Genomic DNA, 21,800 nt, shown 5'->3' on the forward strand with positions numbered 1-21,800 from the left:
TAATGCCCATTCATTAAACATTTTTAACAAACTCTGCCAGTCAACTCCCATCATTACCCTTCTAATTGTTGAATAGGATGGGACTCTTTCTGGAATTATGTTAAATTCTTGACTGAGCCTGTGCCGATTATTTTTAGCAAACTCTCCTAGCTCTCTATAACCTGAGTATCCTAGCATTGTTCCCAGTATTATTACTACTAATACTATCCATAAAGGGTGTCTTTTTCCTTGATCTTTCCGAAAGTCCTTGACTTGTTTCAGTTTTTCTATTAAGCTCAACATATCTTTCAAAAGTTCGCGTTCACTTCTCATTTTACCTGACAGTGATCGCTTTTACTTTTGATATTCTGATGGGAGAATGAAACAGCCCTAGGACTAGCGGGGGGTTGACCTTCGGCGGGGGGTTGACCTTCGGCGGGGGGGGGCGGTGCTAATTTCGCCAATTCTTCAGCACTGAGAGGAATAATCACGTTGAGAAGAAAGGTGGTAGTAACGGGTTGATCGCCTTGGGGAACGATAGTGGCTTGATTTTTGCCGGTACTAACCACTTTGACCACCGAACCGCCTTCGGGCATTTGAGTATTGAGACTATTCAGCAAAATGAGCGGCTGTAATCTTTCTAAATCCCGAATAACCTCTTGGCTGTTAGCATAGTTCCCTTCGATCTTGACGTTAAAAGTTTGACGTTTGAGCTTGTTATTAACTGCGCTACCGAGGGAACTATCGGAGACCACCACTGGTTCTAGTGCTTGGGGTTGGAAACTAATCAGCTTAACATTGCGAGACTTAAATATATTGCTAATATCTAAGAGAATTGTGCTTAAGTTCTTTTCTTGAGCAAAAAGCGCCAGAATTTGCTGTTTAGTTGCCTCTTTTTGTTGCAACTGACTCTCGATTTTTTGGAATTTCGTGGCACCGAGACCGCTTGTTTGTTGATCTACCTGTTGTTGTTTGCTATCTTTATCGATTTGCAGTCGCTGCAAGTCAGTATAAGCGGGTATCACCCAGTTAAACAGCAGATAGAGGGAGCCAAGTAAACCTACCACACCGGCGGTGATGCCACTATTGCGGGGAGTAAAAGTTATCCCGAAAGCGGTGGGATACTGGTCAAGTTCCTCTAATTCCCTGTCCTCATTGGCAATGTATTCTTTAGTAAAGGTCATGGTTGAATGGCTCCTTGGCGTTTGAGGGTATTAATCCTGGTGATAACTCCGATCGCTCCATTCCGGGCAAGATTGGGCAGTTGTTCAATAGCGGGAGTATCACTTAATTGGGCGGTGATCACAAATTGAACCGCTGGGGGGAAAGTGACATTAGTATTCTTGTACTCGTTAGCCACCTGTACGGGCAAATCGGCCAGGGCAGCACTTTCGATCACCGTTTTCTTACCCTGTAAAAAAGGCGAAGCTTGTAGGGTTAAGAGATAATCATTGACTGCTTCGTAACTACTGGCAAAACCACTAATTTTTAACCGAGTAGCCGGATTCGGTTGCCCTTGATCCGGGTTGGCGGGAACATCCACCTGTTGCAGACTGGTTAGCTGGACATTAGGGGGAGTTTGTTGGCGAATTTCTTGGAGAATGGCTGACCAAGGCCTAATCTGATTGAATACAGTTACCAGAGCTTGATTTTCTGCTTCTACCGCCGTTAATTGCGCTTTTAAATCCTCTATTTTTTTACTTTGGCCTTGCAGTTGACCTAATTTCCCGTCCAGTGTCTGAATTGTGGCCTGAGTTGCGCTGGTTTGCCAACCGACGATTAAACCGAGTAATCCCGTCAGGGCCAATAATCCGGCCCCCACTCCCACACCGATCAACAGGGGTTTTTGTTCCCTCAGGTTAATAGCGGTGGGCATCTTGTCCGCGGTGGTTTCTTGGCCCGTTTGCTGAAGATGGCGATCCTTGAGAAAATTAACGTCAAGACTATACATAATTTTTGTCTATACCTCCCGTAATCCTAAACCGAGAACTGTTCCTAACCCCGGTCTTCGGGTATTGGGAATCTCTTGATTGATATCTAAGTTCAGCGCTGCGATCGGATCGATTGCCATGGTGGGGAGGCTGAGATGTCGGGTAAAATACTCGTCTAGTTGTGCTATTCCCCCCCCGGGACCTGCTAAAAGTAACTGGACGATTTCCAGTTGCTCACTTTGGTTAACATAGAAGTTAATCGATCGCCGCAATTCATCGGTTAATTCTCCTAAAACCCGCATCAGTGCCATTATCCCAGCGTTAGTAGAGACTTGCGCGGTGCCAGTATTGGTGCTAAGACTATCAAAGCCAGTAATCGGGATTGTCATCCCCAAAAGAATCTCAGGACTGCGAGAGGTGGGCAAATTCAGCGCCCTGGCCAGGGCATTTTGTAGCTGGAAAGTACCGATGGGGACAGTGCGAGAAAATTGGGGAACTCCATCCACCACGATGGCAATTTCCGTGTTATCAAATTCTATATCGACAATCACAACGGCTTCATTGGAACTAAATTGTCGCAACTGTTCGCGAATTGTCCGAATTAGGGCAAAACTATTAATTTCTAGCACATCTACCTGTAATCCTGCCTGTTGGAAGGTTGACCTATAGGCATCGGTGATTTCCTGACGAGTGGCAACTAATAAGACTTGTACCTTTTCAATCCCGTCTTCACCCTGAAAGTAGCCCAGTTTTTGGTAGTCGATATCCACTTCCTCGCGAGGATAGGGCAGATATAAACTGGCCTCATGATTTAAGACTGTATCGCGCAATTCCTGATCGTCCAATTCCGAGGGAATGGGGATAATCCGGATAATTGACTCGCGCATGGGGACACCAGTAGCGACTCGTTTGCTAGTAATTTGATTTTCCTTGAGTAATTCTTGGATTAATTGCGCTAAAGCGGGGGAATCGGCGATTTTTCCCTCCTCAAAGATGCCTTCCGGGATATCCGACCAACAATATTTAACTAATTTATAGTTTTGTCCCTGTTTGGCGATCTGAGCGACGTTAATGCGCTCTGGGGTAATCTCTAAGCCAACACCTTGAGATTTTCTTGTCAACAGCTTCTTAAAAAAACTTACCATAGATTTTCCTGGGCAGCTCTAAGGGGATTGGTGATTAACAAAGCAAACAATTTTTTGACCTGATTTCATCTAGTCCCGATCAAGGCAGTAAATCAGTCTATCAACGATCTTGACTGGGTAAATTACCCAGAAAAGGTGAAAATCGAGGAGTAGAGAACCTATTCCTGTACTCGCTACGGCGGATTCAGGCTCAGTCTGGTACATCTTCTAAGGGTCAAGGCTTATCCAATAAGGAGTTGTCTGTGCCAGATAGATAGAGGAACCGCCGTAACCCGATTATCTTTGTTCAGATCGAGGTTAATCTCGATGGGGTGAGAGGAGAGGAAGTGCCTATTGATGGTGATATTGTAATCCATTTTAGTGAAAGAACCAAGTCTAGACAAAAAATAGTTAACCTCTCCATCTCGTTTCCTAAGCTGTACTGAATTTAAATTGCGTATTGGATGTTTTAGTACAAATGCTCAAACCCCTGCTCCCTGCTCCCAACTCCGGTGCAGTCTTAACGAGTAATTTAGATAAGACCTCTTGTAAAAATCAAAAATTGTTGTTAGGGTTAGGAGTCAGTAGCCGGTCGTCGGGAGTCAGGAGAAGAAAAAAGACAAGAGACGACTAGACTAGCCATAAAACCTAAGATGATCTCGAATTTATCCGAGCTTTTAGATATTGTGACCCAATAGCGGCTCGAGAACTTCCTTTTGCGGGAGGTCTATAGTCAACAGCTTACTCCAGAAAAATTCCCTGGCGTTAGTTAGAATACCCAAATATCTAGAAAAAATTTAAATTTTTCTAGACACTATTTTTTCCTGACTCCAGGAAACCAGCGATCAAATGCTTCTGACGGGCGTGATTTTCCCGTATAATTAGGAGTTTGCACAGTGACAAAAGAAGTTAAGGAGCGAGTTCGATGGCACAAATGTACTATGATGAGGATGCCAATTTAGATTTATTAGCGGGAAAAACGATCGCTATTATTGGTTATGGTTCCCAGGGTCATGCCCACGCATTAAATCTCAAGGATAGTGGCGTTAATGTGATTGTTGGTCTATATCCCGGCAGTAAATCGGCCATCAAAGCCAAAGAAGCTGGTATTCCGGTTTATGATGTGGCCCAAGCCGCTAAAATTGCCGACTGGATCATGATCCTCTTACCGGATGAAGTGCAGAAAACGATTTATCTCAACGAAATTGCCCCGAATTTAAGCCCAGGCAAGGTATTATCTTTTGCCCACGGCTTTAATATTCATTTTGGTCAAGTGGTTCCCCCAGCTAACGTCGATGTGGTTATGGTTGCCCCCAAAGGACCGGGCCATCTCGTCCGTCGCACCTACGAACAAGGCCAAGGGGTCCCCTGTTTATTCGCCGTCTATCAAGATGCTACGGGCCAAGCACGCGATCGGGCAATGGCCTACGCTAAAGGTATCGGTGGCGCTCGGGCCGGGGTTTTGGAAACCACTTTCCGCGAGGAAACAGAAACCGACCTTTTTGGCGAACAGGCAGTATTATGCGGCGGTTTAAGCGCTTTAATTAAAGCTGGCTTTGAAACCCTCGTGGAAGCTGGTTATCAGCCCGAATTAGCCTATTTTGAGTGTTTACACGAGGTAAAACTGATCGTCGATCTGATCGTCGAGGGCGGTTTGGCCAAAATGCGCGATAGTATTTCCAATACAGCCGAGTACGGTGACTATACTCGCGGTCCGCGGGTGGTGACGGAAGCGACTAAGGCCGAAATGCGAAAAATCCTCGGGGAAATTCAATCGGGACAATTTGCCAGAGAGTTTGTCCTCGAAAATCAAGCAGGTAAACCGGGTTTCACCGCTATGCGTCGTCAAGAAGCAGAACATTCGATCGAAGAAGTCGGTCAAGATCTGCGGGCGATGATGAGTTGGCTAAAACGCTAGTTCTCTTTTTTTTCGCTGTCGGGTTGGACGCGGCGCAGGAATTCTTTCTGTTGCGTCCCCCTCTGCTGACTGGGAGGTTCCGGGGTGGGTTTGGGCATTAGGGACAGCATCAACCGATTAATTTGTTCTCTGGTATTGCGGCTATAGCTACTCCAAGGTCGGGGCAAAAAAATATCGCCGACGGTGACGAAACCGAGGGCGCCAAAGAGTAAGATGACGGAAATAAATCTCTTGGGCATACTCTTGATGATTCGGCGCGAAAGTTTATTGATAACTATCAGCCGGTTATTTCCATTTTAGTAGATCGCCTCTCTTGATTTGACCAGACCGATCGCCCGTAAACCAGCAATCACACCACAACCGATCACCATACCGACAAAGGAACGAATCAGATTTTCTACGGGAATGATCGGAATTAAAGCGATCCAGACTTCTTCGGGCCAGTTAAAAATCGAGTAGGTGATGGCGACGAGCCCTAAATGGGAGAGGCCGCTGGCGGTCCAGGTACCGCCAAAAATTCCCGCCGCTACTAGGGCAAAATTATTACCTTTGATCCAATGGGTAAAAAGAGTCCGGGTTGGTAGGATAAATAATACCAAAGCTGACCAATCGACGAAAGCCCCGGCAATAAAGATTCGTGGCGAAATGCCGTTCAGTCCGATCGCCCGGTTAGCGTAGATAAACAGGGGAATCAGAAAAATTAACGTTAATCCTAACCACCAATAACGGCGTTTTTTGCCTAAAACCATTGTTCCTGCCACAAAACTGGCTAAAATTGCCCCAAAGACCGAAATAGCGGGAATTCCTGCCGTGTAGGGGGCAAGAAAAGCCCCAATTAAGGACCCAATGCCACTAGCGATCGCTCCAGCGATCGGGCCGAGTAACCAACCCAAAAGGGGAAAAACCGCTTGACTGAGGGGCATACTACCGCCGGAAGCGAGGACAATCGAGAAGGGAATAAAAGAAAGGGTAGTGACAATGGCGGCTAAGACGACAATATAGGCGATCGGCGCACCATCAATAGCGGCACTACTGACAGCTTCCACTTTGCGTTCTTCACCTTCGGGGATAATATCTAGGGTCATAGTTGCAAGGTTAATTCTAATTTTTCTATCATCCGCTGCTTTGATCATCTTCAAGCAATTATTAATTTTTTCGATAACAGCGCACGGTAATGTGATAGGGATGAAAAATCTCTAGGAAATCTTTTTGTAGGCTTTGAAAAAAGCTCTCAATAATTTTGGGATCGTCGAGATGAAAGGGATATTCTTGATTAAATCCTTTGAAAAAATACCAGTTAATAATTAGCTTTCCTCCTGGGTTTAACCAGTCATAAAACTTTTTAAGTTGGGCTGTAGGTGAGGGCAAATGCTCGATGACATCTAAACAGATAATCGTGTCAAATTTTAGCTGATCGGGAATTTCTGTATAGAATGAGAGCTTATTAGCATCGAGATTTAATTGCTCGGCACGAAAGCGAACAAATTCATGATGTAGGGGATTAAGATCACAATAGATCACCTGTTCAACCCCAGAATTCATTGCGGCAGCCAGGGCATGAGTACCGATTCCGCCACCAAAATCTAAGACTTTTCCGCTACCGTGATCATCAATTAATTTCAGGGTTTCTCCGATATATTCTTGACTGGATAAATGCCAAGCGGATAATTCAAATAAATAGTTTTCTTTGACTTTTTCCTGATAGAAATAATCTGGATCTGTCCAAGAAAAGTCTTGATGAGCTAAGGCCGCTAAGGAATCTTTTGCTGTTGCTAATTTTGCTTGTAAAATTTCTTGGTCTAATTGTAAAAAGTCTTGTAGGTGTGACTCCAAATCAAAGGAATTGCGCTCGAATTCTGCGACCGAGGAGGATGATAGCAGGGAAGAATCTAGATTCATATATACAGTGAGGGCGGGGAGAATTAACTGAGAAACAGCTTCTCATTATCCCACAGTTTGGCCAAATTATAGCAGCAAGTTTTCGTTAAAACAGTAGTGCCAGCTTTTGGCGTATATCCGCAAAAACTGGCACTGTTTATCTACCGACTTTCATATATTTAAGGTCTTTATCTCGGCTGACCTCATTTCAAATCATCTATAGTATTTTCTACTTTTCGCCATTTACCTCTATACTTAAGTATTTTTTAATATTTACTTTTGTGAGGATTGGTCAGGTTTTATGAAGTAATGCTGCGGATGGAGGGAAACGCCGAGAATTTGTGATATCCACACCTCAAAATCGTGGATTGGATAAGCTGCCCCCCCCGTCAAGGGATTTACCATTGGTTTCACCAGAATGGTAAACATTCCCAGACGATTTCCCGCTAAAACATCGGTAAACAAGCGATCGCCAACCATAGCAATTTGTTGGGGGGGGAGACTCATGGCTGCCATCGCTTGCCGGAGTTTGCGTCGAGAGGGTTTCACCGCACCGAGAAGGTAGGGAAGTTGTAAATTATCAGCGATCGCGCCGATGCGATTTTCACTGAGATTATTGCTGACCAACCAAATCGGTAGATAAAGACGCAAGGAATCGACCCAACGCTCTAAATCCTCAGAAACCGTCGTTTCCTGGAGGGGAACAAGGGTATCGTCCACATCGAGAATCAATCCCTTAATCTGATGCTGACTCAAAATCTCCAGAGTGAGACCGAGAATCGTATCCCCTAAAATTAAATCAGGTTGTAGAATTTTTGCTCTAGTCATTAACTTCTCAAAAATAACTGGCAGCGAGTCGCTCGAACTCAGCTTGATTAAAAAACCGTTGCCTTATTCAGTATAAATGACCGACAGCCCCTGAAAATAATGCCGGATCCATCCCTTCACTTGGCCGCTTGAATCACCTGTAAACTACCACCAGCGTATAATTTTTGTTGACAATCACGAAAACCGATCGCCTGTAAAGATTGGATCAGGTCGCTATCGATAAACTGCCAAGCGGTATCGGTTTCAAATAATTGCAAAAATAGGGCCAAAGAAGGCCAAAAAAGCGGGTTAGTGGGTCGATGAAAATCCACGAGGGCAAAAATTCCCCCCGGTCTGAGAACTCGATACACTTCTTTAAGGATTTCCTCTAACTGCTCCGGTTCCATTTCGTGGAGAGCGGCGCTAGTATGAACAAAGGCGAATTCTCCGGCATTAAAGGGCATTTTTTCGGCTAATCCCTCCACATAATGCGCTTGCGGCACCGCTAAACTAGCTCGATCCAAGGCCCGGGGAGAGACATCTAAACCGGTACAGCGATCGGATAGGGGGACTAAATAACGGGTGGTTTGACCCGCACCACAACAGAGATCGAGGATAGGGTCATTTTTAGCGATTTTTAAGCCTTCTAGGGCCAATTGCCGAAAACGGGACTCGCCACCCACTGCTAGGGCAGCCAGACGGGAGATACCATCGTAAAGCCATTGATATTGATAACTGAGGGGACGTAAAATTGTCGCCAAGATCAACCTCCAAGATTTGATTAAGTTCGATATTGTCTGTAATTTGTTTTAACGGTTCCACCGATATATTGTTAAACTTGGTAAAGAATCTGAAAATTTAAAAAATTATCTGTTAACACTATGGGTCGCGTTGGGGTTCTATTATTAAATTTGGGTGGGCCGGAGCGGTTAGAGGATGTGCGTCCTTTTCTATTTAACCTTTTTTCTGACCCAGAGATCATCCGTTTACCGATCAAAGGATTACAAAAACCGTTAGCTTGGTTAATATCGACGCTAAGAGCGAGTAAATCCCAGGAAAATTACCGCCAGATTGGTGGTGGCTCCCCTTTACTCAAGATTACGGAAGCACAGGCCACGGCACTGCAACAACGTCTCAAGGAAATGGGGCGCGAGGTGAGCGTTTATATCGGGATGCGTTATTGGAATCCCTTCACCGAAGAAGCGATCGAGCGGATTAAACGGGATCATATCAAAAAATTAGTTATTCTTCCCCTTTATCCCCAATTTTCCATCAGCACCAGTGGTTCCAGTTTTCGTGTGCTAGAGGAAATGTGGCAGCAGGATCCCTATCTGCGTTTAACGGAATATACTCTCATCCCCTCTTGGTACGATCATCCCACCTATCTGAGTGCTATGGCGGATCTGATTGCGCGAGAATTAGAGCAGTGTCCTCATCCTGACCAAGTACATATCTTTTTTAGCGCCCATGGTGTCCCCCAAAGTTATGTGGAGGAAGCGGGAGATCCCTATCAAAGGCAAATTGAAGAATGCACTAGGGCGATCATGCGTACGCTAAACCGACCCAATCAGTACACTTTAGCCTATCAAAGTCGCGTCGGTCCGGTGGAATGGCTAAAACCCTACACTGAAGATGCTTTAAAAGGGTTGGGAGAGCAGGGAATTAAGAATTTATTGGTCGTGCCGATTAGTTTTGTCTCGGAACACATCGAAACTCTGCAAGAAATCGATATAGAGTACCGAGAAGTGGCGGAAGAAGCGGGAATTGAACATTTTCAGCGAGTACCGGCTCTTAACACTCACCCGATGTTTATCGAATCTCTCTCCCAGTTAGTGGTAAGGTCCCTAGAGGAAAAACCCACCACTTTCGAGCAAATTACCCATCCGAAAGCGAATATGAAAATGTATCCCCAGGAACGTTGGGAATGGGGAATGACCACGGCAGCCGAGGTGTGGAATGGTCGATTAGCGATGATCGGTTTTCTGGCAATTATTATCGAATTAATTACCGGTCAAGGACCGTTACATTTTGTTGGTTTATTATAACCTCAAGCTTCGCTGCCATTGCTTTTGATGGTAACTATCAGAATAAGGTTGGGTTTAACTATATTTAACCCAACCATTGGCGATTTTATCTTCTCTTAGGACATCATATTAGCAGAACGAACATTAACGTTAACTTCTAGCCTGCCATTGCCGAGCATATCTAACCCAGTGACGCTAAACAGATTAGCTTTAATCCCCCTTTCCTGAAAATTAGCCTGTAATTCTTTGATGAGAACCTCTTCCACTTTCCCCTCATCATCTGCTAGAGCTTGGACGATTTTAGCGGCGAAAGAGCCAATTTTTGCGCTCAATATTTCTTCCACATTGGTAATCTCGATAATAACCATTGATTTTTCTTCTTAGTAGAGGACAAACAGCTTGACAAGCCAATAAGAACAGAATTTGCGAGAAAATAGAGCTGCTCTCATCTTAGGAATCAGTATAACCCGCACTGTTCCCCCCCAAACGTAAATAGGCTTCAATAAAGCTATCTAAATCCCCATTCATTACCCGGGTAACATCGGTGGTTTCCACATTACTACGGAGGTCCTTAACCAATTGATAGGGATGAAAAACATAGTTACGGATTTGATTGCCCCAAGCGGCCTCCACCATATCGCCGCGAATTTCTGCGATCGCTTGAGCCTGTTGTTCCCGAGCGATAATTAACAATTTCGCTTTTAATAAAGCTAGGGCTTTTTCTTTATTTTGTAATTGCGATCGCTCTTGGGTACAACGCACAGCGATACCTGTGGGAAGATGAACTACACGCACGGCAGTTTCCACTTTATTAACATTTTGTCCACCTTTTCCCCCCGATCTAGTGGTGGTAATTTCTAAATCTTTATCGGGAATTTCTACCCTCACCGCATCATCGCCCAAAATTGGCATCACTTCCACCCCGGCGAAACTGGTTTGACGTTTACCATTAGCATTAAAAGGGGAAATTCTTACTAACCGATGGGTGCCTTTTTCTCCTTTCAGATAACCGTAAGCATAAGTTCCGGCAATCTCAATTGTCACCGATTTAATTCCCGCTTCATCTCCTTCTGATATTTCCGCTAAAGTGACTTTATAACCCTGTTTCTCGGCCCAGCGAGAATACATTCTCAGGAGCATTTCTGTCCAATCTTGGGCATCGGTTCCCCCGGCCCCCGCATTAATCGTTAAAACCGCTCCTTTTGGGTCGTAGGGACCATTTAAAAGCTGTTGCAATTCCCAGCGATCGAGGTCATGCTGTAAATGAGTTAAGTTGTCTGTCGCTTCTTCTAGTAAAGTTCGATCGGATTCTAATTCTAATAACTCGATAATTGCCTTGGTATCTTCTAATTGTCCACACCAACCCTGATAGGTTTCTAAAGAAGATTTACATTCATTTAGTTCTTGCAGGGTTTTTTGAGCCGTATCGAGATTATCCCAAAAAGTAGGGACGGCCGCCACCTGTTCTAAGTCTTTAATTTTCGCCCTTAAAGTGGGTAAGTCAAAGATAGTCCTGGGTTTTACCCAGGCGCAATCCTACTATCTCGATACCTTTTTTTAGTTCCGATATTTCCATGTTTTCAGTTATCAGTTATCAGTTATCAGTTATCAGTTATCAGTTATCAGTTATCAGTTATCAGTTATCAGTTATCAGTTATCAGTTATCAGTTACTCTAGGAGTCAGGAGTCAGGAGGCCGGAGTTGAGAGTTGGGGTTTTAGGGTTTTGGGGTTTTAGTTGAAATTCCCCCATTTCCCCATTTCCCCATTTTCCCATTTTCCCATTTTCCCATTACCCCTATGCACTCTCTGTTCCCCGTTACGCAGTTCCAGCGTTCCCTAAAATGGTACGATCGATCCGCGCAGGGGGGCAAGACTTTGTAAAGCGTTTTCAGCCTTATCACGACTGCTAAACGCACCTATTTGCCAGACGGAACGACCTTTGTAGGAAGTGGGGAAAGCGTCGGGATAGAGAGAACGAATTTTGCTGCGATCGCTATCGGTTTTAGCTTCAATTACTACTTTAAAGCCTTTGCGGCCACTATTGCTCATATTACCACTACTGGGATTAGCAGCTGGTCGATTAAAAGTGATTACGTCTGATAAACTTCTCTGATTGCCTAAATTACGCGGTGGCGGTGGTGGTACAATTGCATTACTATTCTGGGGATTGGGAGGAGTCAGGGGAGGTAAATTAGGGCTAACTGGGGACGGTGGCGTTAAATTTGACTCTGGTACTCGATTAGTGACCACTGGCTGAGGAGTGCTTCGTACTGCTGTTTCTGCAGCGGTAAAGGTATATTCTCGCACTTCGGGATTAGCGGAAGGATTAACCGGTGTTTCTGCTTTGACGGATTCTCTGGGGGGGGGTGTGGGGGGGATAGACGATTGGGTACCCGCGAGTAATTCTGGGGGAGGATTGAAACTGGGACTATCGGCAGTTAGATAGATATGACTGAGATTTTGACCGGCTAGACTGCGTTTAGTAAAGCGCCAGCCATCGATGAGATAAATTTGGATTAAACCAGTCCCTAAACCTTTTGTCCGTCCAACAATTACCTCCGATTGTCTGGGATTGCGGGGGGTTCCCACGAGGACTAATTCCCCGTTGCGTTGTACGATACGCAGCAGGTATTCTAAACCGTAATCTGTGCCGCGAATGCGAAGGGAATAACCGTTACTGTCGGTGGCCCGTTCACAACTGCCGGTAAAATCGAAATCGAGGAGGAGAGGCTGAACAATGGTCGGTTCTCTGCCATTTACCGCCCAACATTGGCGTTTTCCGGGTATTTGTTGCAAAATCAGTAAATCGTATTTACCGTTACCGTAGGGACGGGCAATAGCGATAAAATCCTCTTGATTAACTTCTCGTTGTTCAAAGAGAGTTGCTTGACTCGGTGTTGTCAGGAGACAACCCCCCAGAAGTGAAAACAGTAGGGCAAATTTTAAGGATGATTTTAGATTCATAAATAAGGAGCCTTGTTATGGAGATCGTACTTGCATTTATTTTATCGATCTAGACGTAAGCGAGAGAATTTTGTTTTCCTAGGGGAAATAGTTTTATAATTCAGGTTCTTCCGAACTTACACTGTAGAAAACTCCCCAAGCTCCCTCTCTGTCCAGCAATGCTCTAAAGTTGATAAATATCAATCTAACAACAACTCAAAGCTTTAGTATGCAAGCTTTACAAGTATGAGTTGTTGATAGTTTTGCATGACAGGTTCGGTAGAGCCATAATTCAGTCGTCGGCCGTCGGCCGTCAGCCATCAGCTAGGAAAGGCAATCAGGCCAATTGAAAGGTCTTGGAGTCTGCTCAATTCTGCTGGATTTTTGCTAGGGATTTATTTTATCTCGGAGAATAAAGCTTCTAAGTCTTGACGACCGCTAACTATTCTTAAAATCTCTACTGTGTCATCAATAACTCGATAGAAAATAATATATCCATCTAAAGGCAACCCTCTCAAGGACGGGTCTAATATGACTGTAACTACGTCCTAAATGGCTCTTCTGGTTTCTGTGTGGAAACGAGGTCTATACTGATAGTTTCTTCGGCAAAATAGCACTAAAAGTCTTGCCCGATAAGCATTTCACGATTACATAAGCAAAAATTATCACACAAAGTCGAGAAGAGCCCCTAAATTGGGAAATTGTGCTAATTGTTGACACTTTTGGGAAAATTTTATCAATAGTTTTTCCCCAGCTTCCAGGTTTACCGCTAAAAAATAATCAGCAATCTTGTTTAAATCTTGACTGGCTGATGGGGCAATAATATAACGATTCATGATTAGGATTGACGCTCTTTCTGAAATTTTTCTAAAATATTGTTGATAACTGTTTCGACCTCTAATCCTTCCCCATTGTCTAATTCAGCTACAGCAATATCAATTTGATGACCAGTTTCTTCTCGCCATTGTAAATAATCTTCATTGATGTGGGACAGCAAGTGTAAAGCGGTATCTATGAGCTGCTCTACATTATCAAATCTGCCACTTTTTAACTGTTCTTCGATAAATTTTTCTTGATTGGGTTTTAGTTGAATATTCATACTAATTTTTGTTAGTTCAAGGACTAAATTATAAGCATTCCATTTTATTATACTGCAAGGAGCAGACAGAATAGACTAAGATTATCGCTGATCTAGGGACAGAAATAAGGTCACAATCCACAGTAGGATAGAGATTGCTAAAAATTGACTCTTGAGTAGAGTGGCAACAAGATGGCGAAAGCGGCGATTATTGGATTGGGAAGATCGGGAATAGCAGCGGCAAGATGCTTAAAACGGGATGGTTGGCAGGTGACATTAAGCGATCGCTCTGATTCTCCCGGTTTACAAGCAACCAAAACCAATCTGGAAAGGGAAGGAATTATTGTCAATCTTGGTCAAAATCTCAGTCTAGAGGCAGATTACTTGCCTGATCTCATCGTGGTTAGCCCCGGCGTGCCTTGGGATGTCCCGATTTTAATTACTGCCAGAGAAAAAGGCATCGATACGATCGGAGAATTAGAATTAGCTTGGCGTTATCTACAATCTTCCCCTTGGTTGGGGATTACGGGAACTAACGGCAAAACCACCACCACCGCCCTCTGTGCCGCTATTTTTCAAAAAGCGGGGTTAAATGCCCCTTCCTGCGGTAATATCGGCTATGCTGCCTGTGAATTGGCTTTAAAAGCCGATAAATACGATTGGATTATTGCGGAGATTAGTAGTTATCAGATCGAGTCTAGTCGGGATTTATCGCCGAAAATCGGCATCTGGACAACTTTTACCCCCGATCACCTCAGTCGTCATCAAACCCTGGAAAATTATTATCAGATTAAAGCCTCTTTGCTGCAAAGAAGCGATCGCCAAATCCTCAACGGTGATGATCCCTATCTGCGTCAAATCGGTGTTAGTCAATGGCAACAAGCTTACTGGACTTCTGTGAAAGGCAAAGATGCGCTTTTGGGCGATCCTAGTCGTGGTGTTTATCTGCAAGATAACTGGATCGTGGCTTTTGGGGAATTAATTGCCCCGGTTAATCTCCTGAAAATGGTGGGTAGTCACAATCAGCAGAATTTGCTTATGGCTGTGGCCGCCGCTAGATTGGCAGGAATCGAGAAAAAAGCCATTACCGAAGCGATCGCCACTTTCCCCGGAGTTGCCCATCGTCTAGAGTATATTTGTACCTATAAAGGACTAGACTTTATTAATGATAGTAAAGCAACTAACTACGATGCCGCCGCCGTGGGCTTACAATCGGTCCGGGGTCCGGTGATTTTAATCGCGGGGGGAGAAGCGAAAGCCGGGGATGATCGGGCTTGGATCGCTGAAATTAAGGCAAAAGTCGCCACTGTGCTGCTTATTGGTGACGCTGCCGCCGATTTTGCCCGTCGTTTAGCATCGGCAGGTTATCAAGATTATGAATGTGTAGAAACGATGGACAGGGCAGTTCAACGCGCGGCTGAACTAGGACTGGCAAAAGAGGCTAAAGTGGTGTTATTATCCCCCGCTTGCGCCAGTTTTGACCAATACCAAAGTTTTGAACATCGCGGCGATCACTTTCGGCAATTGTCTCTACAGTTGTAGGGAAGTGGGGGAAGTGGGGAAGTGGGGAAATTCAACTAATACCCTAAAACCCTGTTGCCGACGACTAAGACGCAATTTTTGTTGCCAAAGATACTCTTTTTTGGCTAAGTTGGGTAAAATCAGGAGGAGTTAACCAAAAAATTAAGAGAAAAAAAACGTGCTGGGATCGTCCTTCCGTCTTGATCATCTTTTTAACAAGCCCCTAATTGCCTGTCTTTTGTCCTGTGTGGGTGTCTTGCTACCGATCCCAGTTTTAGCGACACCGGTGGCAGTGTTAAAAAGTCAAGAAAATGCCAATCAATGGACAGCTATCACCAATCGTTTGCAAAATGTCGGGGTTAATTACTGCATTCTCCAGAGTAATCAGTGGCAAAGCGACGCGGATTTAAATAAAATTAGCGTTCTCATCATCCCCAACGTCGAGACTATTTCCGGTTTACAAGCTAGTGTCTTGAGTCGTTGGCTGAATCGCGGTGGTAAAATTATTGTCACCGGTCCGGCGGGAAATCTTTCGGAACCTGCTGTGCGTAATCAACTGCGATCGCTATTTGGGGCTTACTGGGCCTATCCCCACTCCCAAGCTTACACCCTGCGGCCGACTAATTTAGGTGAACTGAAAAACCAAAAACCTTTAGCCAGCAGTCTCCTCGGTGGCGTGGTTATCCCCACGGGAGTTAATAGCCAAACCGTCGCCGTCTGGGGGGCGCGCAATAATCCCCCCGCCGTTGTCCTCAATAATAACTCGATCTTTCTCGGTTGGCGCTGGGGCAGCGATGCCGTCGCTAATCTCGCCCTCGATAGCGCTTGGCTAGAAACCGCCCTGCAACGCTACGGCATTAATCGCAGTTCTTCTATTAACACAATTGCGCCCTATTGTCAAGGGCAATCAACAATAGTTAATAATATTAACAATACCCCAACAGCGATCTCGCGTAGCGAGCGCGTTGCGATCGCACCCCGTCGCCCTCTACCCCAGATTGCAGAAAATCCCCCCAGGGAAACGGCGAGATTAAGTCCGAGTACCGAGGCAATTCCCCCGAGAGCAAGTCTAACTCCTCAACAAATTAGCCAGATGACGGCGGAATTGCAGGGATTAATCGGGCGTTATGGGGTGACTCTCTTAGCTTTAGAAGCCAGTAATAGTAATATATCCAATACTGATAAATCCTTAGCACAAGCATTTCATAATCGTGGGAAAAATTCCAGCGCATCAGATACAGCTAGACGATTCCGTTTAGCCCTAGAAAATGCCCAAGGAACCTTAAATAGTTTTCAGAATTTAATCGCCCAGGGTTCCTATACGCAAGCGCGGGAATTTTGGTTACAAGCGCGGCGAAATCTTTGGGATAATTATCCCACTAATCGACAATTTGCCCAACCAGAAATACGGGCAATGTGGTTAGATAGAGGCACGATCGTACAAGCTAAAAACGAGGAGGATTTAGCTAAAGTATTCGATCGCATGGCGGCAGCGGGTATTAATGTGGTCTTTTTCGAGACAGTTAATGCTAGTTATACTATTTATCCTAGTCAAGTTGCCCCCGAACAAAACCCTTTAACTAGAGGTTGGGATCCCCTAAAAGTTGCCGTTAAATTAGCCCATGAACGCAATATGGAAATCCACGCCTGGGTGTGGGTTTTTGCGGCGGCTAATCAAGCTCATAATAAGGTATTAGAGCAACCATTAGATTATCTAGGTCCGGTTTTATCCCGTAATCCCGATTGGCGGGCAACTAATAAAAGTGGTGGTTCTTTTGATTATAGTCAAGGCACGAAAAAAGCCTTTTTTGATCCTGCTAATCCCGAAGTACAGAACTATCTTTTATCTCTTTACGAGGAGATTGTCAAGAATTATGATGTGGATGGCTTGCAGTTAGATTATATTCGCTATCCCTTCCAGAGTCAAAATTCTCATCAAACCTATGGTTATGGTAAATCCAGCCGTTGGTTATTTAAACAAATGACGGGAGTTGATCCCATTACTTTAAATCCCCGGGGTGCTTTATGGGAACAATGGACTAGCTTTAAAATTCGTCAGGTTGATACTTTTGTCTCGCAGGTTTCTACTCGTTTAAAACAGATTCGTCCCCAATTAAAAATGTCGGCGGCGGTGTTTCCCCTAGAACAAAAAGAACGGTTATATCGTATTCAACAAAACTGGGAAGAATGGGGACAGAATCAATGGATAGACATGATCTTTTTAATGACTTATGCTCTCGATACAGGGACTTTAGAAGATAAAACCAAGTCTTTATTTGATCGCAAAATTGCAGGAAATGCTCTGATTATACCCGGTATCCGTCTGTTAAAAGTACCCGATCAAGTCATGATAGATCAACTACAATTTATTCGCAATCTTCCCACTTCGGGATTCGCTCTTTTTGCCACAGAAAATCTCAATCCCAATCTGCAAACAATTCTTAATCGCATTCAGGGATCGATAATTACGAAAAAAGCCGAACCTTTACCCCACCGTCAACCCTTCAAAACGGCAGCAGTGCGGTTTAATTTCCTGCGTCAAGAGTGGAGTTTTTTAATAACGAATAATTTATGGGCAATGGAGGAAGGAACCTTAAAAACTTGGGGGCAAGAAGTGGACGAAATGGCTAATTTATTAGAGCAATTAGCTAATAATCCCAGCCCTCGCAATTTGACTTTAACTCAAAATGCTCTAAAGCGATTTAGCTATCAATTTAAATCTGTGATGTCCAGACAAAAAGATTTATCTGCCTATCAAATACAGGTCTGGGAAAATCGCCTCGCCACCCTACAAAGTCTCTTAAGTTATGGTCAAATGGTTGAGTTTTAATTAGGATTTACTGAAAAAGTTTATTGGTGGAGTTAGGAGACAGGATTCAGGAGACAGGATTCAGGAGACAGGAGACAGCTTTTATTTATTCTCCCCACACCCCACACCCCACACTCTCTTGTCATAGGCCTGCCCGAATATGTAACAATTTATAGAAGAAACCCCCAAGCAAATTTAACGAGAAAAACATGGCAGCTACAATTAAGAAAGGAGCTTTAGTCCGCGTGGTGACGGGAAACCTAGAAAATAGCCTCGAAGCCCTAGCTAGCGATCGCCGTTTACCCAGTTATATGTTCAACTCGACAGCAGAAGTCTTGGATGTAAAAGATGATTACGCTTTGATTAAATTCTATGTTCCCACCCCCAGTGTGTGGCTAAAGCTCGAACAACTGGAACCCGCCTGATGAGGATATTGCCTCATCCATAAACCATGGTTGACTTCTACGATACACTCATCCCCTGTCAATCGCCCCGAGTCTCGGTTATTGGTGCCGGCAACGTCGGACGCACCCTGGCCCAACGCATCGCCGAAAAAAACCTCGCCGATGTGGTTCTCCTCGATATCGTCAATGGTTTGCCCCAGGGTATTGCCCTAGATTTGATGGAAGCCCAGGGCATAGAACTGCACGACAGCGAGATTATTGGCACTAATAACTACGAAGACACGGTAGGCTCGGATATTGTCGTGATTACGGCCGGATTAGCCAGAAAACCGGGCATGAGTCGCGATGATCTCATGAATGTCAATGCCAAAATTGTCGTCGAGGCCGCCACTAAATGCCTCCAGTATTCTCCGGAAGCCATTTTTATCGTCATCACTAATCCCCTGGATGTGATGACCTATCTAGTCTGGCAAGCGACCGGTTTACCCCCCCAAAGAGTGATGGGAATGGCCGGGGTCCTCGATTCTTCCCGTTTACAAACCTTTATCGCCATGGAATTGGGGGTTAGTACCGCCGACGTTCATGCTATGGTTTTGGGTGGTCACGGTGATTTAATGTTGCCCCTTCCCCGTTACTGTACCGTTAGTGGTGTGCCGATTACCGAATTAATGGACGAGATGACGATTAACCGTTTAGTGGAGAGAACTCGCAACGGTGGGGCTGAAATCGTCAAATTACTGCAAACTGGCGGCGCTTATTACGCCCCTGCTTCCTCTGCCTGTACCATGGTCGAGACGATATTGAGAAATCAATCCCGTTTACTGCCGGCGGCAGCCTATCTTAAGGGTGAATACGGTTTACAGGATGTTTATCTGGGGGTTCCCTGTCGCTTAGGATGTCGGGGTGTGGAAAGTATTCTGGAAGTGCGTTTAACCGATGCTGAACGTCTGGATTTACACACTTCTGCTGCCTCAGTTCGTCAAAATGTTCATTTAGCCCTTGACAGTCTCAAGGTTTTGATGTAGTTAATACAACTCATATTTTAAGAGGGTACAGGGCAGAGAACCGTTATACAAGGGAGTGCGACGGGAAGAACGCAGACCGATTTGTTTAGTCAGTTCTTTGTTTCCCGATAAAATATAGGCTGTCCAACCCTTAAACCTCTGTTTTAAGACATCACCGAAGGATTTATATAAGGCCCCTAATTCTTCGGTATTGCCCAATCTTTTGCCGTAAGGGGGATTACAGAGAATAATCCCTCGATCGCTCGTCGGTTCTAAGTCGGTGATGCTTTGCAAGCTAAAATTAATATGGTCCTGCACTTGACAAAAATAGGCGTTATCCTCGGCCTGATGCAGAACCTCGTAATCGGCATCACTAGCATAAATTGGCGCATTTAGCTGAAATTTTTGTTTTTCTTTAGCTTCCTGAAGCAAAGATTGCCATAAATCCGGTTGATAGTCTGGCCATTTCTGAAATCCGAACTGGGAACGAGATAAACCGGGGGCAATATTTAAAGCTTTTAACGTCGCTTCGATGACAATGGTTCCCGAACCACAGAAAGGGTCTAAAAGCGCCATATCATCTTGCCATGCCGATAATTCTACCAAAGCAGCGGCGAGACTTTCTTTCAGAGGTGCGACTCCCATGGCCCGATGATACCCGCGACGATGCAAACTGTGGCCAGAACTATCTAAACTAAGCACACAGCGATTTTTATCGATATGAGCGTTAATTTGCAGGTCCGGGTTTTCTGTATCCACAAAGGAACGGGGATTGCCCTGTTGACGCTGTTGGTCGATAATAGCGTTTTTGATGCTTAAAGCGGTGTAATGGGTGTGATTGAGGCGATCGTTCGTTCCCGTACATTGTACCGCTAAAGTTTCCTCACTGGTGAGATAATCGCGCCAATCAATGGCTTGAATGCCATCATAAAGTTCCTTCCCATCCCCACAGGGAATTTCGGCAATGGGAACCAAAACCCGAAAAATAATTCTTGACCAAAGATTGACTCGATAGAGTAGGGAGATATCCCCCTGAAAATGGACTCCGGTGAATACTGGTTTCACTTCTTTGGCCCCTAGGAATTCTAATTCCCTAGCGGCAATTTCTTCTAGTCCCCTAGCGGTAGTAGCAAAATAGGATCGAGTCATTTCAGTTATCAGTTATCAGTTTTCAGTTATCAGGTTTCAGTTATCAGTGACTAGTGCTGGTCGTTGGTAGCTTGAAATCAGAAAGATTGGCTCTCTTGAGTTTGGTGGGTAAAATATATTCTAAGATACAGTTGGGCTGGCGGGGGAGTGGAGCGAACCACAAAGACACAAAGGACACAAAGATCGATCGATCCTATATTAAGTTAAACTCATCATACGGGGAATAAGAGAGCCAAAGATTTTAATTTTTACCCTCTTGTAAATTCCCTATCTCATACGCTCTTTCTTTATCTTGCAGGTAGTCGGCGATCAAATCAAGTTTTTGTTAGGAAATATTAAGGGTTTCTCCCAATCAAGACTAGACAGCATTCTCTGAGAAAATAATGTAGGCGCTCATCATCGTTAGGGAAATTTTTCTCGCGAGTCCCCTGAGCTATATTTGCTAGTTCGGTTTCCCCTATCTCTATATTATCCAGCCAATTCTTAAAATCTTGCTGCCTAATGTACTGCATAAAGTTTCTTGGATTATCTATACATAATTTGAGTAATTCTGGGATATTGTTAACGTCTTTTCTTCCACCATTGTCTAAGTCAAAACCGAAGGATGGATTATATTCTGGATTTCTACTGTAATTTTGAATTTTATTAAGAAGATTTTTAAAACAATCATTAATAAGTTCATTTAAAAGGTTTTGTTTATTTGCTCCTTGTGCTTGCATCAAAACTTTAGTATTCTGTACTTGATTAGCTAGGCGAAATTCATCTAAAGTTTGCAGTCTCGATTTTAACGAGCCATTTTCTATCTCAATAATATTTTTATCATCAATCATTGATTCTACTATTTGATACATTTCCCATATTTTATACATTTCCCATACTCTATGGTTAGACTTCCAAAATATTCGTGTACTTTTCACATCTTCATTTTGTTTTTCAATTCCTTTGTACCAAATTTTTCTTAAACTTCCTTCACCGTCTCTTAATGCGGCAATTTCCTTACTATCTTCTGTAAATATTGAGAAGTACATATGTAAAATTATCTTTCTAATTTGGCTCTTCGTTACTCTTTATGCTAAATCAACAGACAAGATGCCAAGACAACATACTTCTAACCCAGAAATTCCGAAAGTTTCTAAAGCCATAGCCTCTCCGTTTTATTAGTTTCAGTTTATTGTTGATTCCCTCGACCACCCCATTCGTTGTCCTTTGCTCGAAATAACTAATTATTTC

General features: G+C 44.1%; 24 protein-coding genes. 6 read left to right on the forward strand and 18 right to left on the reverse strand.

Going from position 1 to position 21,800, the window contains the following annotated elements; genetic code table 11:
* The 4 genes from H6F92_RS15890 to pilM form a co-directional block, all read right to left on the reverse strand.
* On the reverse strand, positions 1 to 282 hold a 282-nt coding region (locus H6F92_RS15890; RefSeq protein WP_190358684.1), incomplete at its 3' end, for a transposase family protein.
* Positions 283 to 308: 26 nt separating this feature from the next.
* Positions 309 to 1,163, reverse strand: a complete 855-nt coding sequence (locus tag H6F92_RS15895; RefSeq protein ID WP_190358667.1) for a pilus assembly protein — start codon at positions 1,161 to 1,163, stop codon at positions 309 to 311.
* Positions 1,160 to 1,930 carry a PilN domain-containing protein gene (locus H6F92_RS15900; RefSeq protein ID WP_190358668.1) on the reverse strand — a complete coding sequence of 257 codons (771 nt, stop codon included), beginning with the start codon at positions 1,928 to 1,930 and terminating at the stop codon, positions 1,160 to 1,162. Before H6F92_RS15900 ends, H6F92_RS15895 begins: the two co-directional genes overlap by 4 nt.
* 9 nt (positions 1,931 to 1,939) lie before the next feature.
* Entirely contained in the window at positions 1,940 to 3,055 is a 1,116-nt protein-coding gene (gene pilM / locus H6F92_RS15905; RefSeq protein WP_190358669.1) for a type IV pilus assembly protein PilM, read from the reverse strand.
* A 904-nt stretch (positions 3,056 to 3,959) separates the two neighbouring features.
* Between pilM and ilvC the strand changes: the two genes are divergently transcribed.
* Positions 3,960 to 4,952 (forward strand): ketol-acid reductoisomerase, encoded by a 993-nt coding sequence (gene ilvC / locus H6F92_RS15910; protein WP_190358670.1) that lies wholly within the window; start codon positions 3,960 to 3,962, stop codon positions 4,950 to 4,952.
* Here the strand turns inward: ilvC and H6F92_RS15915 are convergent.
* The 5 genes from H6F92_RS15915 to H6F92_RS15935 form a co-directional block, all read right to left on the reverse strand.
* Positions 4,949 to 5,191: a hypothetical protein gene (locus H6F92_RS15915; protein WP_190358671.1), complete on the reverse strand. Its 243-nt coding sequence runs from the start codon at positions 5,189 to 5,191 to the stop codon at positions 4,949 to 4,951. The genes ilvC and H6F92_RS15915 overlap by 4 nt on opposite strands.
* A 57-nt stretch (positions 5,192 to 5,248) precedes the next feature.
* Entirely contained in the window at positions 5,249 to 6,037 is a 789-nt protein-coding gene (locus H6F92_RS15920) for an ECF transporter S component (protein ID WP_190358685.1), read from the reverse strand.
* A gap of 61 nt (positions 6,038 to 6,098) precedes the next feature.
* Positions 6,099 to 6,851: a class I SAM-dependent methyltransferase gene (locus H6F92_RS15925; RefSeq protein WP_190358672.1), complete on the reverse strand. Its 753-nt coding sequence runs from the start codon at positions 6,849 to 6,851 to the stop codon at positions 6,099 to 6,101.
* A 252-nt stretch (positions 6,852 to 7,103) separates the two neighbouring features.
* Positions 7,104 to 7,658, reverse strand: coding sequence for a YqeG family HAD IIIA-type phosphatase (locus H6F92_RS15930; RefSeq protein WP_190358673.1), 555 nt, complete (start codon positions 7,656 to 7,658; stop codon positions 7,104 to 7,106).
* A 116-nt stretch (positions 7,659 to 7,774) separates the two neighbouring features.
* Positions 7,775 to 8,398, reverse strand: a complete 624-nt coding sequence (locus H6F92_RS15935) for a class I SAM-dependent methyltransferase (protein ID WP_190358674.1) — start codon at positions 8,396 to 8,398, stop codon at positions 7,775 to 7,777.
* 120 nt (positions 8,399 to 8,518) lie between these two features.
* Between H6F92_RS15935 and hemH the strand changes: the two genes are divergently transcribed.
* Positions 8,519 to 9,682 carry a ferrochelatase gene (hemH, locus tag H6F92_RS15940; protein WP_190358675.1) on the forward strand — a complete coding sequence of 388 codons (1,164 nt, stop codon included), beginning with the start codon at positions 8,519 to 8,521 and terminating at the stop codon, positions 9,680 to 9,682.
* Positions 9,683 to 9,777: 95 nt separating this feature from the next.
* Here hemH and H6F92_RS15945 read toward each other — a convergent pair whose 3' ends face one another.
* From H6F92_RS15945 to H6F92_RS15970, 6 genes are all read right to left on the reverse strand, one after another.
* Entirely contained in the window at positions 9,778 to 10,029 is a 252-nt protein-coding gene (locus H6F92_RS15945) for a hypothetical protein (protein ID WP_002739055.1), read from the reverse strand.
* Positions 10,030 to 10,111: 82 nt separating this feature from the next.
* A protein-coding gene (gene prfB / locus H6F92_RS15950; protein WP_190358676.1) for a peptide chain release factor 2 occupies positions 10,112 to 11,237 on the reverse strand; the annotation gives its coding sequence in 2 pieces (ribosomal slippage) (positions 10,112 to 11,164 and positions 11,166 to 11,237; 1,125 coding nt in all).
* Between the two features lie 261 nt (positions 11,238 to 11,498).
* The gene (locus tag H6F92_RS15955; protein WP_190358677.1) at positions 11,499 to 12,626 is read right to left on the reverse strand and encodes a DUF3747 domain-containing protein; all 1,128 of its coding nucleotides are present in this window, start codon (positions 12,624 to 12,626) and stop codon (positions 11,499 to 11,501) included.
* Between the two features lie 374 nt (positions 12,627 to 13,000).
* Positions 13,001 to 13,114 carry a type II toxin-antitoxin system RelE/ParE family toxin gene (locus H6F92_RS15960; RefSeq protein ID WP_242030157.1) on the reverse strand — a complete coding sequence of 38 codons (114 nt, stop codon included), beginning with the start codon at positions 13,112 to 13,114 and terminating at the stop codon, positions 13,001 to 13,003.
* A gap of 156 nt (positions 13,115 to 13,270) precedes the next feature.
* Complete coding sequence (locus H6F92_RS15965) at positions 13,271 to 13,441, reverse strand: type II toxin-antitoxin system RelE/ParE family toxin (protein WP_190358678.1); 171 nt, start codon at positions 13,439 to 13,441, stop codon at positions 13,271 to 13,273.
* Between the two features lie 2 nt (positions 13,442 to 13,443).
* Entirely contained in the window at positions 13,444 to 13,704 is a 261-nt protein-coding gene (locus H6F92_RS15970; RefSeq protein WP_190358679.1) for a ribbon-helix-helix domain-containing protein, read from the reverse strand.
* A 171-nt stretch (positions 13,705 to 13,875) separates the two neighbouring features.
* Between H6F92_RS15970 and murD the strand changes: the two genes are divergently transcribed.
* The 4 genes from murD (at position 13,876) to mdh (ending at position 19,442) form a co-directional block, all read left to right on the forward strand.
* On the forward strand, positions 13,876 to 15,225 hold the full coding sequence (gene murD / locus H6F92_RS15975; protein WP_190358680.1) for a UDP-N-acetylmuramoyl-L-alanine--D-glutamate ligase: 1,350 nt from the start codon (positions 13,876 to 13,878) through the stop codon (positions 15,223 to 15,225).
* A 157-nt stretch (positions 15,226 to 15,382) separates the two neighbouring features.
* A complete protein-coding gene (locus H6F92_RS15980; RefSeq protein ID WP_190358681.1) occupies positions 15,383 to 18,034 on the forward strand; it encodes a glycoside hydrolase family 10-like protein in 2,652 nt (883 codons plus the stop codon).
* A gap of 188 nt (positions 18,035 to 18,222) precedes the next feature.
* The gene (ndhO, locus tag H6F92_RS15985) at positions 18,223 to 18,438 is read left to right on the forward strand and encodes an NAD(P)H-quinone oxidoreductase subunit O (protein ID WP_002782591.1); all 216 of its coding nucleotides are present in this window, start codon (positions 18,223 to 18,225) and stop codon (positions 18,436 to 18,438) included.
* A gap of 26 nt (positions 18,439 to 18,464) precedes the next feature.
* Entirely contained in the window at positions 18,465 to 19,442 is a 978-nt protein-coding gene (mdh, locus tag H6F92_RS15990; protein ID WP_190358682.1) for a malate dehydrogenase, read from the forward strand.
* Here the strand turns inward: mdh and H6F92_RS15995 are convergent, their stop codons facing one another.
* The 3 genes from H6F92_RS15995 to H6F92_RS16005 form a co-directional block, all read right to left on the reverse strand.
* On the reverse strand, positions 19,443 to 20,570 hold the full coding sequence (locus tag H6F92_RS15995) for a THUMP domain-containing class I SAM-dependent RNA methyltransferase (protein ID WP_190358683.1): 1,128 nt from the start codon (positions 20,568 to 20,570) through the stop codon (positions 19,443 to 19,445).
* A gap of 335 nt (positions 20,571 to 20,905) precedes the next feature.
* Entirely contained in the window at positions 20,906 to 21,598 is a 693-nt protein-coding gene (locus H6F92_RS16000; protein ID WP_190358686.1) for a hypothetical protein, read from the reverse strand.
* Positions 21,599 to 21,647: 49 nt separating this feature from the next.
* Positions 21,648 to 21,800 (reverse strand): transposase (locus H6F92_RS16005; RefSeq protein ID WP_190356403.1); only part of this gene is annotated, 153 nt, incomplete at its 5' end.

Origin of the sequence: Microcystis wesenbergii FACHB-1317, assembly GCF_014696875.1 — a bacterium.
Taxonomy (GTDB): Bacteria; Cyanobacteriota; Cyanobacteriia; order Cyanobacteriales; family Microcystaceae; genus Microcystis; species Microcystis wesenbergii_A.